The sequence below is a fragment of the Paenibacillus sp. PK4536 genome, from assembly GCF_028594455.2.
Taxonomy (GTDB): Bacteria; Bacillota; Bacilli; order Paenibacillales; family Paenibacillaceae; genus Saccharibacillus; species Saccharibacillus nuruki.
Genome location: NZ_CP126313.1, coordinates 4,554,077 through 4,569,113, shown reverse-complemented (window position 1 = coordinate 4,569,113; position 15,037 = coordinate 4,554,077). Strand labels below are relative to the sequence as shown.

Below are 15,037 nucleotides of genomic sequence, written 5' to 3'. Positions count from 1 at the left end.
AATCAGCGTACTGTTCTCTATTAAATACAGATCAAGGAGGAAGATGAAGATGGCTTTTACTAATCCTTCACGAGAAGAAATTAAAACGATTTTGGAAAACGTAGGCAATATCGCAGTGGTTGGATTATCTGACAAAATGGATCGTACATCGTATATGGTATCCGCAGCGATGCAAAATCGAGGCTATCGTATTATTCCTGTTAATCCACAAGCAGCAGGGCAGAAGATTCTAGGCGAAACCTGCTATGCGAGCCTTAAAGATGTGCCTGAACCGATTGATATGGTCAATGTATTCCGCCGTAGTGAGTATTGCGCAGACATCGCTAGAGAAGCGGTAGAGGTCAATGCTCAGACGATCTGGTTACAATTAGGTGTAGTGAATAACGAAGCCGCACAAATAGCAGAAGAACAGGGTATCCAGATGATTATGGATCGCTGTATCAAAGTAGAAGAAGCGATTGTACGTCCTGTACGAGCTTAATCAATTATAGATAAGTGTCTTGAAATATACGATAAAAATGAAGCACTCCATCAAAATATAGAAAAGCCGGTTGATCCAATCTTAGGCTTTTCTATATTTTTTTGTCTTTTCGATATCTTTTGCATAATAGATATAGAATAGATGAACAATTAGGTGTATGTTATATATAAAAATGAGGAAATCATGGCATTCCTATCATATGGAGACGCTTTGACAAAACATGGCCTACAGCGTACCATCAGGTATAGGAAGGGGGAGGGCGCGTTGAATTGGCTAGGTTCCCTGCAACAGTTCGGAAGAGCAATTATGCTTCCTACCATGGTACTTCCGGCAGCGGCTATTTTGCTCAGTGTAGGAGGCCTTCCATGGGGAGCATGGGGCTTACCTGTCGTTTCTGAGGTAGCTACGATAGCAGGTCAAAGTATTTTTCATTATTTACCGTTTATTTTTGCGATAGGTGTTGCCTTAGGACTGGCTAATCAAGCCGGAACGGCAGGACTTGCCGCTTTTGCCGGAATGGCATTATATGATCAGGTGACCAAGCATTTTAGCAGTGATTTGATACAGCCTTCCACATTGATTGGAATCATGATGGGTATCATAGCCGGGGCAGTGTACAGGCGATTCAAAAATGTACGTCTTCCCGAAGCGATCCAGTTTTTTGGCGGATCGCGTTTTGTTTTGCTGTTTATGGGGTTATTTTCTTCTGTATTTGCTTATGGCATGTTATGGTTCGCCCCGATATTACAACATCTTTTAAATGGACTCACCTGGGGATTGTCTACGATGGGCGGGTTCGGGTTATTTTTATATGGAGCGTTATACCGTATTCTTTCCGCTTTTGGATTGCATCACTTATTGAATAATATTGTCTGGTTTCAAATTGGGTCTTATGAGACGCATGGAGATATTGTTCAGGGTGATTTGCCACGATTTTTCAGTGGGGATCCGACAGCAGGTATCTATATGGCAGGCTTATATCCTGTGATGATGTTTGCATTACCAGCGACAGCTCTTGCTATTATTCAAGAAGCACGCGAAGATTTGAAGCCCAAAGTGCGTAAAACATTTATGCGGGCGGCGCTCGTTTGTTTTTTGACAGGGGTATCCGAGCAGATTGAGTTTGCTTTTTTATTTGCTTCGCCATGGTTATTCGGTATTCACATTGTGTTATCTGGACTAGCGATGTGGATCACCTATGCATTAGACATTCATCATGGTTTCTCCTATTCAGCAGGAGCGATCGACTATGTGCTGAATTATCATTTGTCTAGTAATGCATGGATGTTGATTCCGATTGGAATAGCCTATGGACTGGCATATTACTTTATTTTCCGCTTTGCGATTCGGCGATTTAGGATTCCAACACCTGGTCGTGAAGAAGCTTCTACATTAGGCGATTGGGTGGGTAATATACCTTATCAGACCCCGCTTATCTTGCAAGCATTAGGTGGCAAAGAAAATATTGTCAGAGTGGAAGCTTGTATTACAAGATTGCGATTAACGGTAGTCAATGACCGTGCGATAGATAGTCGTGCGCTGAAGTCGTTAGGTTCAGCCGGACTGATCAAATTAGGTGGCGGTAATGTACAAATCGTATTCGGCACGTATTCCGAATTGATTCGTGAAGAGATTCGGAAGTTGATGGATCGCGATCTGACACATGTTCAATTTTGCGCACCTGTACAAGGTAAAATGATTGCTTTATCTGAAGTGCCTGATCAGATTTTCGCAGGGAAATTAGTCGGTGAAGGTGTAGCCTTTTTACCTGAAAGTGGTGAATTAGTATCACCGGTAGCCGGAACGATTATGCATTTGTATCCTACAATGCATGCGATAGGTATTGGCACAACCGAAGGTGTTGAAATATTGCTTCATATCGGTATTGATACCTCTCAGCAAAAAGGCTGTTTTGAAGCGGTTGTTGCTGCTGGAGATGTTGTCGAAGCCGGACAGTTATTGATCAAATTTGATTTGGAAACATTGCAAAAAAACGCACCGTCACTTGCGACTCCGATGGTTATTACTAACCCTGATCGTGTCAGATCATGGAGTTATGCTCCATTTAAAAATGTGAAAAAAGGACAAGGGGCTGTAATGTCGGTAGTATTGCATGATAAGAGCGGTGGGGGGGACTAAACATGATCAAAGGAATTGCAGCTGCTGGTGGAGTAGCGATAGGAAAAGCATTTGTATTACCAACTTGGGAATGGGATGTGCCGGATCAGTGTCTAGATCCAACAGACCTTGCGCAAGAATTTGAGCGTTTATATGAAGGGATTCGTACATCCAAAACGGAAATAGAGCTCATGAAAAATGAATTCGAGGAAATCGCAGGCCCCGAAGAATCAAGCATTTTCGATGCTCATTTAGCTATTTTGGAAGATCCTGAATTTATGAATGAGATTCGCGGTATTATTGAACGTCAATACAAAGCGGCAGAAGTGGCTGTACAAGAAGCGATTAACCATTTTGTAACGATGTTTGATTTACTGGATGATGAATATATGAAAGAACGTGCTGCTGATATCAAAGATGTAGGTAACCGCCTACTCAAACATCTACTAGGTGCGCCTGAAGTGACGTTACCTACAGATACACAACCTTATATTCTGGTAGCTAAAGAATTGTCACCTTCGCAATTAGTGCATTTGAATCCACATAATGTACTCGGTATTGCTACCATTCTAGGTGGAAAAACATCTCATTCGGCTATTATGGCAAGAGCGATCGGGATTCCGCTTGTCTCTGGATTGGAAAGTCAATTAGATCCACCAATTCAGACCGGTGAAATGATTATTGTCGATGGAGATAATGGTAAAATCATTGTTCACCCTGATCCAAAAACAATCGAACATTATAAGCTAATTAGAACCGCTCAGGATCGCCGTAAACGGCAGTTAGAGATGTTGTCTACGGTAGATTCAGTTACTAGAGATGGCTTTCCTATGCGTCTCTCAGCGAATATCAGCTCTATTAAAGAACTGGATATTGCTTTGAAAAATGGAGCCAAAGGTGTGGGATTATTCCGTACTGAATTTATGTATATGGATCGCACTTCTTTTCCAAGTGAACGTGAGCAATTCGAAGTGTATCGGTTAGTTGCTGAAAAAGCCAAAGGGCAAGCAGTCGTTATTCGCACACTCGATATTGGTGGAGATAAAGAACTGGATTATTTCCCATTACCTGAAGAAGAAAATCCTTTCCTCGGTTATCGAGCGATTCGAATCTGTCTGGAACATACGGACTTGTTCAAAACGCAATTACTGGCGATATTACGTGCAAGTGCTTATGGTGCAGTCAAAATTATGTATCCGATGATTTCTTCGGTAGAAGAAGTACAACAAGCGAATGTAATTCTCCGTGAAGCAATGGATGAATTGGATCAACGTGGAATGCCATACAACCGTGATATTCAAGTCGGGATTATGATCGAAATTCCTGCGGCTGTTGCTATTGCTGATCTGCTGGCTGAAGAATGTGACTTTTTCAGTATCGGTACCAATGATCTAGTTCAGTATGTACTGGCTGTTGACCGTATGAATGAACATATTGCCCATATGTATAATCCGTATCATCCTGCTGTGCTACGGATGCTTCGGAGTACGATTCAAGCTGCTCATGCAGAAGGTATACCTGTAAGTGTATGCGGAGAAATGGCTGGAGATGAACGTTCGATTCCATTTTGGTTACAGATGGGTGTCGATCATCTAAGCATGTCACCTCAATCGTTATTGCGGGTCAAACAGAGCATATTGAATACCGATTCCAAGCAAGCTTCTCATCAAGCATTGTCATGGATGAAATTAAAAACATCGCAAGCGATCGAAGAAGGCATTCAACACTATATGAATACATTAACAGATTCGGATGCTTCATTTGCTTCTTCAACTTCATAAATAAGTACCATATCAAATGATACAAAAAGAAGCAGACCATGTAGTTTAAGGTCTGCTTCTTTTTTTGTATTATTTTAGAGTGTACGGTTATTCCATTTTAATATGCTTGCTCCAAAAGAGAGTTTGTAGTTACACTTTTGCTGCCAGAGCATCACAAAATGCTTTACCGTACGGAGGAAGATCTGGCGGACGACGAGCTGAGATAATATGACCATCCACAACAACAGCTTCATCTTTCCAAGTAGCACCGGCATTTTCCATATCATCACGAATACCTGGTGTAGAAGTAACTGTCACTCCTTGTAGAATACCTGCTGAGATTAGTACCCAACCTGCATGACAGATTTGACCGATCGGCTTGCGAGCTTCATGCATTTCTCGTACCAATTCTAATACTTTAGGATAACGGCGTAATTTATCTGGCGCCCATCCTCCGGGAACAAGAATGCCATCATAATCCGCACTGTCTAATTCGTCAAAGCTATATTCTGCTTCAGCAGGCACTCCATATTTACCCATATACTTTTTACCACGATCTGCACCTGCTAGATGAACTTCAGCACCTTCTTCACGTACACGGTATACAGGAACCCATAGTTCCAGATCTTCAAATTCCTCATCGACCAAAGCAATCACTTTCTTACCTGCTAATCTCATATTCTCATTCCTTTCAGAATTATATTGATTAATGATCATCATACCTATAGCTCAACTGCGTTTATTCGGGTTCATTGTATCAAAATAATGAACATGGATCAAAAGAGGTCAAATGAAAAGCAATGGTATAACTATGAAAAGAAAGTGATTATGAAAATTACATTTCATTAAATTCAGCTAAAAAAACGTTAACAATGACAAAAAAATGGATTTTTACACTGTTATTTGTTAAGATACTTATGATAGTTATTCATGAAAACGTTCTTACATTAATTAATAGCAAAAGGGGATGTGTGCATAATGGCAAGTGTAACTCAGATGACTACAACCGATCAGTTACAAGAAGCATTGAATCATACAACACAAAAACCACTGCTTGTTTTTAAACATAGTACTCGTTGTCCGATTAGCGCTGGCGCTTATAATGAATTTAAATCGTATTTGGAAAGTAATCCAAGCGAAGATGTTGATTATGGTTTGGTCTATGTAGTGGAGAATCGCGATGTATCTAACGCTGTAGCAGAAAGTCTGCAATTGAAGCACGAATCACCACAAGTGATTTTGGTTAAAAATGGCGAGCCGATCTGGAACACCTCTCATTCTAAGATTACAGTCAGTTCGCTACGTGAAGCGCTATCTTAAGCGATAACCAATGATTGCAAGTCATAGTATTTTAGCGTATCATGAATCTAAATGAAAAATGAAGCAAATTCTTGAAAACATGAAGAAAATTTATTGGTAATGGAGAGAAGGACCGTGACAGTAACCATTTACGATGTGGCACGTGAAGCTGGAGTATCTATGGCTACAGTATCTCGTGTAGTGAATAATAATCCCAACGTGAAGCCGCAAACGCGCAAAAAAGTTTATGAAGCGATCGAGCGTCTGGGTTATCGCCCTAACGCAGTAGCACGTGGACTTGCTAGTAAGAAAACAACAACAGTAGGCGTTGTTATCCCGGATATCTCAAATTCTATCTTTGCAGAAATTGCACGTGGGATAGAAGATATCGCAAATATGTATCATTACAATATTATTCTTTGTAATGCAGATAAGAAAAAAGAAAAAGAAATTCGTGTAGTGAATACATTGCTAGAGAAGCAAGTAGATGGTCTGTTATTTATGGGCGGAACCGTTACAGAAGATCATTTGCAAGCATTCCAATCTTCAGCTGTACCTATCGTTTTGTGTGCCACTCGTGATGAGAATGGATTGATTCCATCTGTAGATATCGATCATGAAGCAGCTGCTTTTGATGCTGTGAATACATTGATTCGTCATGGACATCGTGAAATTGCAATGATCAGTGGTACATTACAAGATCCTGCAAATGGATATTCTCGTTTCCAAGGATACAAAAAAGCATTGGAAGCAGCAAATATTGAATATAAAGAAGACTGGGTACGTATCGGTAATTATCGTTACGAATCTGGCGTAGAAGCTATGAAATATTTTATCGGTCTGAAAAAGCGCCCAACGGCTATTTTTGCAGCAACAGATGAAATGGCGATTGGTGCGATTCACAGCATTCAAGATGAAGGCTTGAAAGTACCAGACGATTTCTCTATTATTTCGGTAGATAATATTCGTCTAGCTTCGATGGTACGTCCACAGTTAACGACTGTAGCTCAACCGATGTATGATCTAGGTGCTGTAGCTATGCGTTTGTTAACGAAGTTGATGAAAAAAGAAAACGTAGAGAACACTCGTGTTATTTTGCCACACGAAACCATCCTACGCTTGTCTGTCAATCAATTAAACTAATATTGAATATCCGCAATAATCAAAAGCATCTTTTCCTTTAAGGAGAAGATGCTTTTTTGTTATATCTTTAGGCTATACCTACTCAACGGAACTAACTTGATAGATATTAATGATTGATTACAATTTTTAATAAAAGAAAAACAGCGAGTACCGATAAATATTAAATCGGTACTCGCTGTTCAATCAATCTATTTTTAGTTTATTTCCCTTTATACTGAACAGGTGATGATGGAGAAGAAGAACCACTTTCATTAACAGCTACTACATAAAACCAACCATCAATTTTACGACTGGAATTATATTGGAACTTGGTATCTGGTGTTGATCCAGCTAGATTATAAGGACCCCCACTCGTTTTGCTAAAGTATACTTTGTAATTAGTGGCAGTTTGCGATGGAGCGCCCCAAGAGATCACGACTGCACTTTTACCTGCGCCTTTAGCGCTAAGTGAAGACGGAGCCGAAGGTGCTGCTTTTGCTTTAGCAGGAGCCGCTTCTTCGGTAGTTGTAGCAGGCTCAGTCGATTCGCCTTCTGCTGGTGGCGTCGTGCCATTCGTTGCAGGTTCTTCAGTCGTTCCATCTGGTAATAAAGTGCCTTCATCTGGCTCTTCTACCGGTACTGGTGCTGCACTGTAATCTGCCGTATTACTTGGACTCGATTCATGTCCGCCGACATCAACGGCTGTTACATAGAAAGAGAAGTTACCATTTGCAGATACAAATGAATTAAATTGACTACTACCTAGCTGTGCAGACTTCTGATATTGATAAGAACCATCACCGGATGAACGGTACAGACGGTAACCTACCACATCTCCTGAACCACCTGAGTTAAAGGTAATTCGTGCATCGCTACCACTGGTCGATAAGCGCACATTAGTTGGTGGATTTGGTGACCCACCATCATCTTGCCTTGGATCGATCCGGGTTGGAGCATCTGCACCTGCATCTTCAGGAAGATAACGCCATAGCGCATATTTAGGACCTGACATATTAGCTAGAGCATGTTGCAGATCTTTGATTAATTCTGAAATAGGCATTTCCCGTTTGACGACTGTACGTTGATTGACCATATCATCTGGTGTGCTATCTTGAGGAATATAATTTACGCCATTGTACGTAATATATTTCGCATAAGCTACACCATCATCAAAGTCTTTAGGTACATATTTAGCATTGAAAATATCGGTCACTAGATTACCGGATTGTCGTGTAGCCGATGTTGGTAATTTACCACTAAATCCAGACACTGTCTGTGTGACAATACCATCTGGCTTTTTAAAAGCATCGGTTTTGAACAACTCGGGATCACTATCAGTAACTTTGTTCATAATCGTTGCCCATAAGGTACGAGCACGCTTTTTACCATCCTCGGACAAGGTATTTACAGGCTCACGATAACCTGCCCATACACCAAGTGTAATATCCGGTGTGAAGCCCATAAACCAGACATCAGCATAGTTCTGAGTGGAACCTGTTTTACCGACAATCGGTATTTTTCCGTATTTATTAAATAAGGTCTGCATCGTTCTACCTGTACCACGAGAATCTGTGATAACACTGCGAAGCATATCGGTCATAAGATAAGCGGTTTGCTTCGAAAAGACTCGTTGTGGATCAGCTTTATGTTTGTAAACGATTTTGTTATACGGATCAACAATTTTATCGATCATATAAGCATCATTGAATATCCCTTGATTCGGAATGGAGCCATAGGCATTGGTTAATTCTTCTACAGTCACTCCATATTTAAGACCGCCCAGTACTCCGGTTTGAGCAGAGTAATCGGTATCTTGAATCGTAGTGATACCTAACTTTTTGGAAAATGCCCAAGCTTTATCAATACCTACTTTTTGATTAAATAATTTAAGGGCAGGTATATTGAGCGATTCATCTAATGCAGTCCGAGCAGTGACTAGACCTTGATAGCGTCCGTTCGCATTTGCAGGGATATGATAGCCTTTACCGCCGTCTTTCAAAATAATTGGTGCATCATCCAGAATACTTGCCGGTTGCACCAGACCTGCGTCTAGAGCAGGCAGATAAGCAGCGATCGGTTTCATTGTAGAACCCGGTTGCCGTGTCATCTGAGTAGCATAGTTCATCTGTTCTTCCTGGAAGCTACGACCTTCAATCATACCAAGAATAGCACCTGTCTTATGATTGATCATCATAGCCGCAGTTTGCTCTTTGCCTTTGGTATTACTATCTGGTGAGAAATTACTACTATCTTCAGCGACTTCATGCATCGTGTTATAGACTGTTTTGTTAATTGTTGTATAGACACGATAACCACCAGTTAACAATTTCTGACGTGCATCTTCAAACAGTTGATTCCGTTCTTCAGAAGATAGAGTGGACATATCCAAATCTGGATTTTCCATTTTTACAATCGTTTGCGCGCCTTGTCGTTCAATTTCCATCATTAAGTAAGGATATTGAGAATACGCTTTGGCTGTTGGTTTGGCGAGTGAACTTTTGAGATCAAAGTTAATTGCTTCATTATATTCACTAGCTGTAATTTTACCTAGTTCTTTCATCCGTTCAAGAACCAGTTGTTGTCTGCCGACTGCACGTTTAAATCCTTTTTCATTGAATTTACCGCTGCTGTCAAAAGCAGAGTAAGCGGTTGGCAATTGAGGTAGACCTGCAATATAAGCGGCTTCCGCGATATTGATTTTACTGAGATCGTTTACAGCAAAAATACCTTTAGCTGCTGCTTTGATCCCAAAAATATTGTATCCGCTTGAACCTTTACCAAAAGGCATTTTGTTCAAATAAGCAGTCAAAATTTCATTTTTGGTCATAAAGCGCTCGATCCGAAGAGAAAGCAACATTTCTTTAATTTTGCGATCATCTGTTTTGTCCAAGTTCAAAAAGACCCGTCTCGACAATTGCTGTGTAAGTGTACTACCTCCGGTTTGGACGGATTCATTCAGTACACGCTGTTTGACAGCACGCAGCGTACCATTCATGTCAACACCTTTATGTTCATAAAAATGATTATCTTCTATGGAAATAATGGCGTCGATGACAGGTTGAGGAATCTGTTCATAAGTCACCAATCGACGATCTTCTTCTGTACGAAGTTGTCCGATCGGGGAACCGTCATTAAAATAAGCAAAACCGGTCACTGCATTTTCGTTGATTTTTTTGACTATTTCTTCACGCGAACGCACCGGTTCGTCTTTTACAATCGAAGAAACGTAGCCCATCAAAATACCTCCACCAAACAGGCAAATGGCAAACCCAGCAATAACTACCCATTTCAAAATAGTGAGTAATTTGCGGAATCTAGCATGCTTGCTAGTGGACTTATTTGTTGGACGCTTGTCCTTCTTTTCAGCCATGTAACTTCCCCCTTTTACCAGCCACTATTATATCATAAAAATTACGCTATAATCAGTTTCTTATGACCGATAAAAGCAGGATGGGCACAAAGTCGGATGTGAACAAGCATTGACTTGTTTGTAAAAGGTATGTTATAAAAGTGATACGTTGAAGAAATCTACAATTACATAACACAAAGACGAAGAAAGACACCCAGTAGAAGTGGAGATTACCGTTCTCAGAGAACCGATGGTTGGTGCAAATCGGCAAGCGGACTTCCTTTGAATTACAGGTCTGGAGTCGTTTGATATTAGTAGTTCTATTGATAATATCAAGCCGGAATGAAGATTCCGTTATATACAATGAAGTGAGAAGCTGAATATATCTTATGATTTTATCAATATAGGTATAGGATCAGTCTTCTAATTAGGGTGGTAACGCGAGGCCTGCTCGTCCCTTTATGGGGATGGGTAGGTCTTTTTTGATGCGCATTTTCAAGCAGGCACTCCAGCGGAAGTGATCCGTATACTATCGAATAAGGGAGCAAATGAATAATGAAATGGGAAGAATTAACGTCAGCGCAACAAGCAGAAGTCGAAAAGCAATTAAGTGTGATTCAGCGAGGAACAGCAGAGATTATTCCTGAAGATGCATTACGTCAGAAAGTGATCAAGTCTGTAGCAACAGGCAAGCCATTAACAGTCAAATTAGGTCTAGATCCATCTGCACCGGATATTCATATCGGTCATACTGTTGTTTTGCAGAAATTACGTCAATTTCAAGAATTGGGACATCATGTTCAATTAATTATCGGTGACTTTACAGGACGTATTGGTGATCCTACAGGGAAGTCAGAGACACGTAAGCAATTAACAGAAGAACAGGTTAAACACAATGCAGAGACATACAAAGAACAGATCACCAAAATCCTTGATCCAAGTAAAATGAAAGTATACTTTAACTCGGAATGGCTAAGTCCGATGAATTTTGCCGATGTGGTAAATTTGGCAGCCAAAGTTACAGTAGCCCGTATGCTAGAGCGTGATGATTTTACGAAGCGTTACCAGGGCGGTCAGCCGATCAGTATTCACGAATTTTTCTACCCACTAATGCAAGGTATGGATTCGGTAGCTCTTGAAAGTGATATTGAAATTGGGGGTACCGATCAGAAGTTTAACTTATTGATGGGACGTACACTGCAAAAAGAATACGGTAAAGCTACTCAAGTTGCGATTACTTTACCTATTATCGAAGGTCTAGATGGTGTTCAAAAAATGAGTAAAAGTCTGGGTAACTACATTGGCATTGATGAAGAGCCGAACGAAATCTTTGGTAAATCAATGAGTGTACCTGATGAATTGATGCTTAAGTACTATGAGTTAACAACAGATATTTCGAATGAAGATTTGGCTACACTCAAAGCAGGGCTTGCAGATGGTTCTGTACATCCACGTGATGCCAAAATGAATCTGGCACAAAATTATGTACGTATGTTCCATAATGAAGAAGCAGGAGTAGCTGCAAAAAATCACTTTGTAACTGTATTCCAACAACGTGCATTACCTGATGATATTCAAGAAGTAGTACTGGACGAGAGTGTACTAGAAAATAGACAAATCGGGCTGATCAAACTGGTAATGACGCTTGGATTTGCAACATCTACGAGTGAGGCTAGACGCAGTATTCAACAAGGTGCACTCAAAATCAACGAACAAAAGCATGATGATGTAAATGCACGTATTGAACTAGCTGATGGTGATATTGTTCAAGTAGGTAAACGTAAATTTGCTAAAATCAAAAAAGCTTAATCCAGCTTAATTCAAAAACAAAAACCTTTATGATCGCTTCGGTGATGATAAAGGTTTTTTTGTTGCACTTGTTTATAGACTTTTGAATATATACTCCTTATTTTATCTATTATTCGTTCAATATCTCAAAATGAAACTGTTAACTTTATGTATCAATTTGTCGATATAAGTAGAATGTGGATTTTATTATAGATATAGAGAGGATAGGTAATTACATTGCGTAGATTTAAGTTTAAAAGCATCCAAGCTCGCACATTGTTAACGCTACTCCCGATTGTTATTATTGCTCTTGTGCTCATTAGTGCGCTATCGTATCAATTTGCCAAACAAAAACTCAATACCGAAATCAACACTAATGCTGCAACAACATTAACAGGCTTGAATGAAAATTTAAACAGTCAGTTAAAACAGAATTCAATGATTGTATCATCACTCGCCGCCGCTACTGGAGAGTTAGGGAATGCAATTAGCGTTCCTGACTATTTTAAGCTAGCAGAACGCTGGCAAATGTTAAGTTCATTTACGTATGGAACTGGTATTTTCTTTGCTGAGAATGCGTATGAACAAGGCGTAAAGTATCGTTCGATATATGCGGTACGAGATGGAGACAAAATCAACACCACCACAGAATATGATGATCCAGCTTATGATTATTTAACACAGCCTTACTATACAGGTACACTGAACAATTTTGATAAGATTTATTATACAGAGCCTTTTACCGATTCTGTGAGCAAAATGAAGATGATTACAGCAGGGAAAACGATTCGTAATAATGATGGGCAAGTATTAGGAATAGTAGCCGCCGATGTGAGTATGAATAATATTAAAGATTATATTAACAATCTCAAAATAGGCACAGCAGGTCGTGCATTCTTAATCAGTAGTAAAGGTGAAGTACTTGCAAGTGGAAGAAAAGAGATTGTAGAAGATACTCCGTTACAAGATGAGAAAATAGATGGTATTCAAACCGTAGCTAATTTGATGAACAAAAATCAAACAGGCAATACCGTATTAAATATTCAAGGAGAGTTGAATACGATTTTCTATGCAACTGTTGCAGAGACAGGTTGGAAAATCGCTGTTATTTTACCGGATTCTGAAATTAAACAGCCAACTCAAGAATTGTTACATATTCTACTGATTGTAGGAGCCATAGGTATTATTGTAATTAGTGCTGCTATTTTGTGGAATAATATAGGACTGATTCGTGAAACACGTAAAGTAGTAGACGTAAGTCGTAAAATGGCTGTAGGCGATTATTCTGAACGCTTGTCTAATCAACGAGCCGATGAATTTGGACAAATGGCTACCGAATTTAATAAAGTATTAGAATCGACAAGTGGGATCATGGCGCATCTTAATCAACAATCCACTATGGTTCAAAATGCCGCAGCTCAGATTGCTCAAGATTCAGCTATGGCGGCAGCCGATGCAGGGCATAATGTAAAAGAATTGCATGAGATGGAAAATGGAGCCGACTTGCAGTTGAAAGCAGCAGATGAGAGTACAGTTGCAATGGAAGAAATGGCTATCGGCGTACAACGGATCGCTGAATCGGTACAAGAAGTATCGGAAGCTACAGTTGTGATTGAACAGAAAGCTGAACAAGGGAATAATCGTCTGAACAAAGCAGTAGAGCAGATTGATAGAGCCAAAGAAGTAATGGATGAAGCAGGACGTATGGCAGCTTCGCTTAATGAACGCTCTCAACAAATCAGCAGTATTATAGATATGATTCAATCGATTAACAAGCAGACTACATTGCTGGCGTTAAATGCTTCTATTGAAGCGGCGCGAGCAGGAGAAGCAGGTCGAGGGTTCGCTGTAGTAGCCTCAGAGATCAGCAATCTAGCTAATAATGTTGGAGACTCTGCCAAGTTGATTACAGAGCAGATCGTTTCTATGCAAGCAGAGACGTCTGCGGTAGTCAGTGGGATGAAAGACGGATCTTTACAAGTCACAGAAGGAATTACGATGCTCGAAGATACGAAGCAGATGTTTGCTTCGATCAGTGAGGATATCGAAAGTGTAGCGGGTGAGATTCAAGAAGTATCTTCTGCATCCGAGCAGATGTCAGCTGGAGCAGAAGAAGTTACTGCTTCTCTCAATAATCTAGCTGATATTGCTAAATCTTCAGCAGTACGAGCAGCCAGTGCAACAGAACGTTCTACACAACAATCGCAATCGTTACAGAAACTTGAAGCTTCTGCGCAATCATTAGATGCAGTCTCGGATTCTTTAAATGAATTGATTTCCAAGTTCCGAACTTAATAACATTTAATAGGGTGAGATCATATAATAAAAGAAATATAAAACCCCCATCGGTGATTACTGATGGGGGTTTGCTATATTCACGTATATAGACAAATAAAAAAGCTATCAGAGCGAACTCTGATAGCTTTGGATTTAAATCTTAACGGTTGTAGAACTCAACGATTTGTTTTTCGTCGATTTCTTGAGACAATTCAGAACGCTCTGGCAAACGGATATATTTACCTTCAACAGCGTTTTCGTTGTACTCAACATAAGCAGGCAAGTGTGAACGGTTTTCGATAGCTTCTTTAACAGAAGACAAGCTACGGCTTCTTTCACGAAGACCAATAACATCACCTGGTTTTACGGAGTAAGAAGCGATATCTACTTTTTTACCGTTAACAGTGATATGACCGTGGGATACCAATTGACGTGCTCCAGCGCGGCTGTTAGCAAAACCAATACGGTAAGCCAAGTTATCCAAGCGGCTTTCTAGCAAGAACATGAAGTTTTCACCAGCAATACCTTGAATTTTTTGAGCTTTAGAGAACAAAGTACGGAATTGTTTTTCGCCCAAACCATACATGTGACGCAATTTTTGTTTTTCTTGTAATTGCATACCATAGTTACTCATTTTACGACGTTGGTTCGCTCCATGTTGACCTGGAGGGAAAGGACGTTTCAAATCTTTACCATTGCCGCTTAGGGAAATACCAAGACGACGACTTAATTTAAATTTAGGACCAGTGTAACGTGACATTTATAATAAGCTCCTTCGTAATTAAAGTTTTATTTTGAAAATAAACATTCCGGGGCTTTGGGTCTGTGATTCATGTTGCCGCG

General features: G+C 40.1%; 10 protein-coding genes and 1 other annotated feature. Of the genes, 7 read left to right on the top strand and 3 right to left on the bottom strand.

Annotated features, from left to right (window positions below; genetic code table 11):
* Nucleotides 1–49: 49 nt before the first annotated feature.
* From PO903_RS20300 to ptsP, 3 genes are all read left to right on the top strand, one after another.
* Nucleotides 50–481: a CoA-binding protein gene (locus tag PO903_RS20300; RefSeq protein ID WP_069329010.1), complete on the top strand. Its 432-nt coding sequence runs from the start codon at nucleotides 50–52 to the stop codon at nucleotides 479–481.
* A 264-nt stretch (nucleotides 482–745) separates the two neighbouring features.
* The gene (locus PO903_RS20295; RefSeq protein WP_069329011.1) at nucleotides 746–2,620 is read left to right on the top strand and encodes a glucose PTS transporter subunit IIA; all 1,875 of its coding nucleotides are present in this window, start codon (nucleotides 746–748) and stop codon (nucleotides 2,618–2,620) included.
* A gap of 2 nt (nucleotides 2,621–2,622) precedes the next feature.
* A complete protein-coding gene (gene ptsP, locus PO903_RS20290; RefSeq protein WP_273594412.1) occupies nucleotides 2,623–4,380 on the top strand; it encodes a phosphoenolpyruvate--protein phosphotransferase in 1,758 nt (585 codons plus the stop codon).
* Between the two features lie 129 nt (nucleotides 4,381–4,509).
* Here the strand turns inward: ptsP and PO903_RS20285 are convergent, their stop codons facing one another.
* Entirely contained in the window at nucleotides 4,510–5,037 is a 528-nt protein-coding gene (locus tag PO903_RS20285; protein ID WP_069329013.1) for a type 1 glutamine amidotransferase domain-containing protein, read from the bottom strand.
* A 300-nt stretch (nucleotides 5,038–5,337) separates the two neighbouring features.
* On the opposite strand from PO903_RS20285, the gene ytxJ reads away from it, so the two are divergent.
* Together ytxJ and ccpA are read left to right on the top strand one after the other, a co-directional pair.
* Nucleotides 5,338–5,679, top strand: coding sequence for a bacillithiol system redox-active protein YtxJ (gene ytxJ, locus PO903_RS20280; RefSeq protein WP_069329014.1), 342 nt, complete (start codon nucleotides 5,338–5,340; stop codon nucleotides 5,677–5,679).
* Nucleotides 5,680–5,793: 114 nt separating this feature from the next.
* Nucleotides 5,794–6,801, top strand: a complete 1,008-nt coding sequence (gene ccpA, locus PO903_RS20275; protein WP_069329015.1) for a catabolite control protein A — start codon at nucleotides 5,794–5,796, stop codon at nucleotides 6,799–6,801.
* Between the two features lie 199 nt (nucleotides 6,802–7,000).
* Here ccpA and PO903_RS20270 read toward each other — a convergent pair whose 3' ends face one another.
* Entirely contained in the window at nucleotides 7,001–10,150 is a 3,150-nt protein-coding gene (locus PO903_RS20270; RefSeq protein WP_273594411.1) for a transglycosylase domain-containing protein, read from the bottom strand.
* A 173-nt stretch (nucleotides 10,151–10,323) separates the two neighbouring features.
* Nucleotides 10,324–10,591: a binding site (T-box leader), on the top strand.
* A gap of 93 nt (nucleotides 10,592–10,684) precedes the next feature.
* Between PO903_RS20270 and tyrS the strand changes: the two genes are divergently transcribed.
* Complete coding sequence (gene tyrS, locus PO903_RS20265) at nucleotides 10,685–11,938, top strand: tyrosine--tRNA ligase (RefSeq protein WP_273594410.1); 1,254 nt, start codon at nucleotides 10,685–10,687, stop codon at nucleotides 11,936–11,938.
* Between the two features lie 216 nt (nucleotides 11,939–12,154).
* The gene (locus PO903_RS20260; RefSeq protein WP_273594409.1) at nucleotides 12,155–14,212 is read left to right on the top strand and encodes a methyl-accepting chemotaxis protein; all 2,058 of its coding nucleotides are present in this window, start codon (nucleotides 12,155–12,157) and stop codon (nucleotides 14,210–14,212) included.
* 142 nt (nucleotides 14,213–14,354) lie between these two features.
* Here PO903_RS20260 and rpsD read toward each other — a convergent pair whose 3' ends face one another.
* Entirely contained in the window at nucleotides 14,355–14,954 is a 600-nt protein-coding gene (rpsD, locus tag PO903_RS20255) for a 30S ribosomal protein S4 (protein WP_069329019.1), read from the bottom strand.
* Nucleotides 14,955–15,037 lie beyond the last annotated feature (83 nt).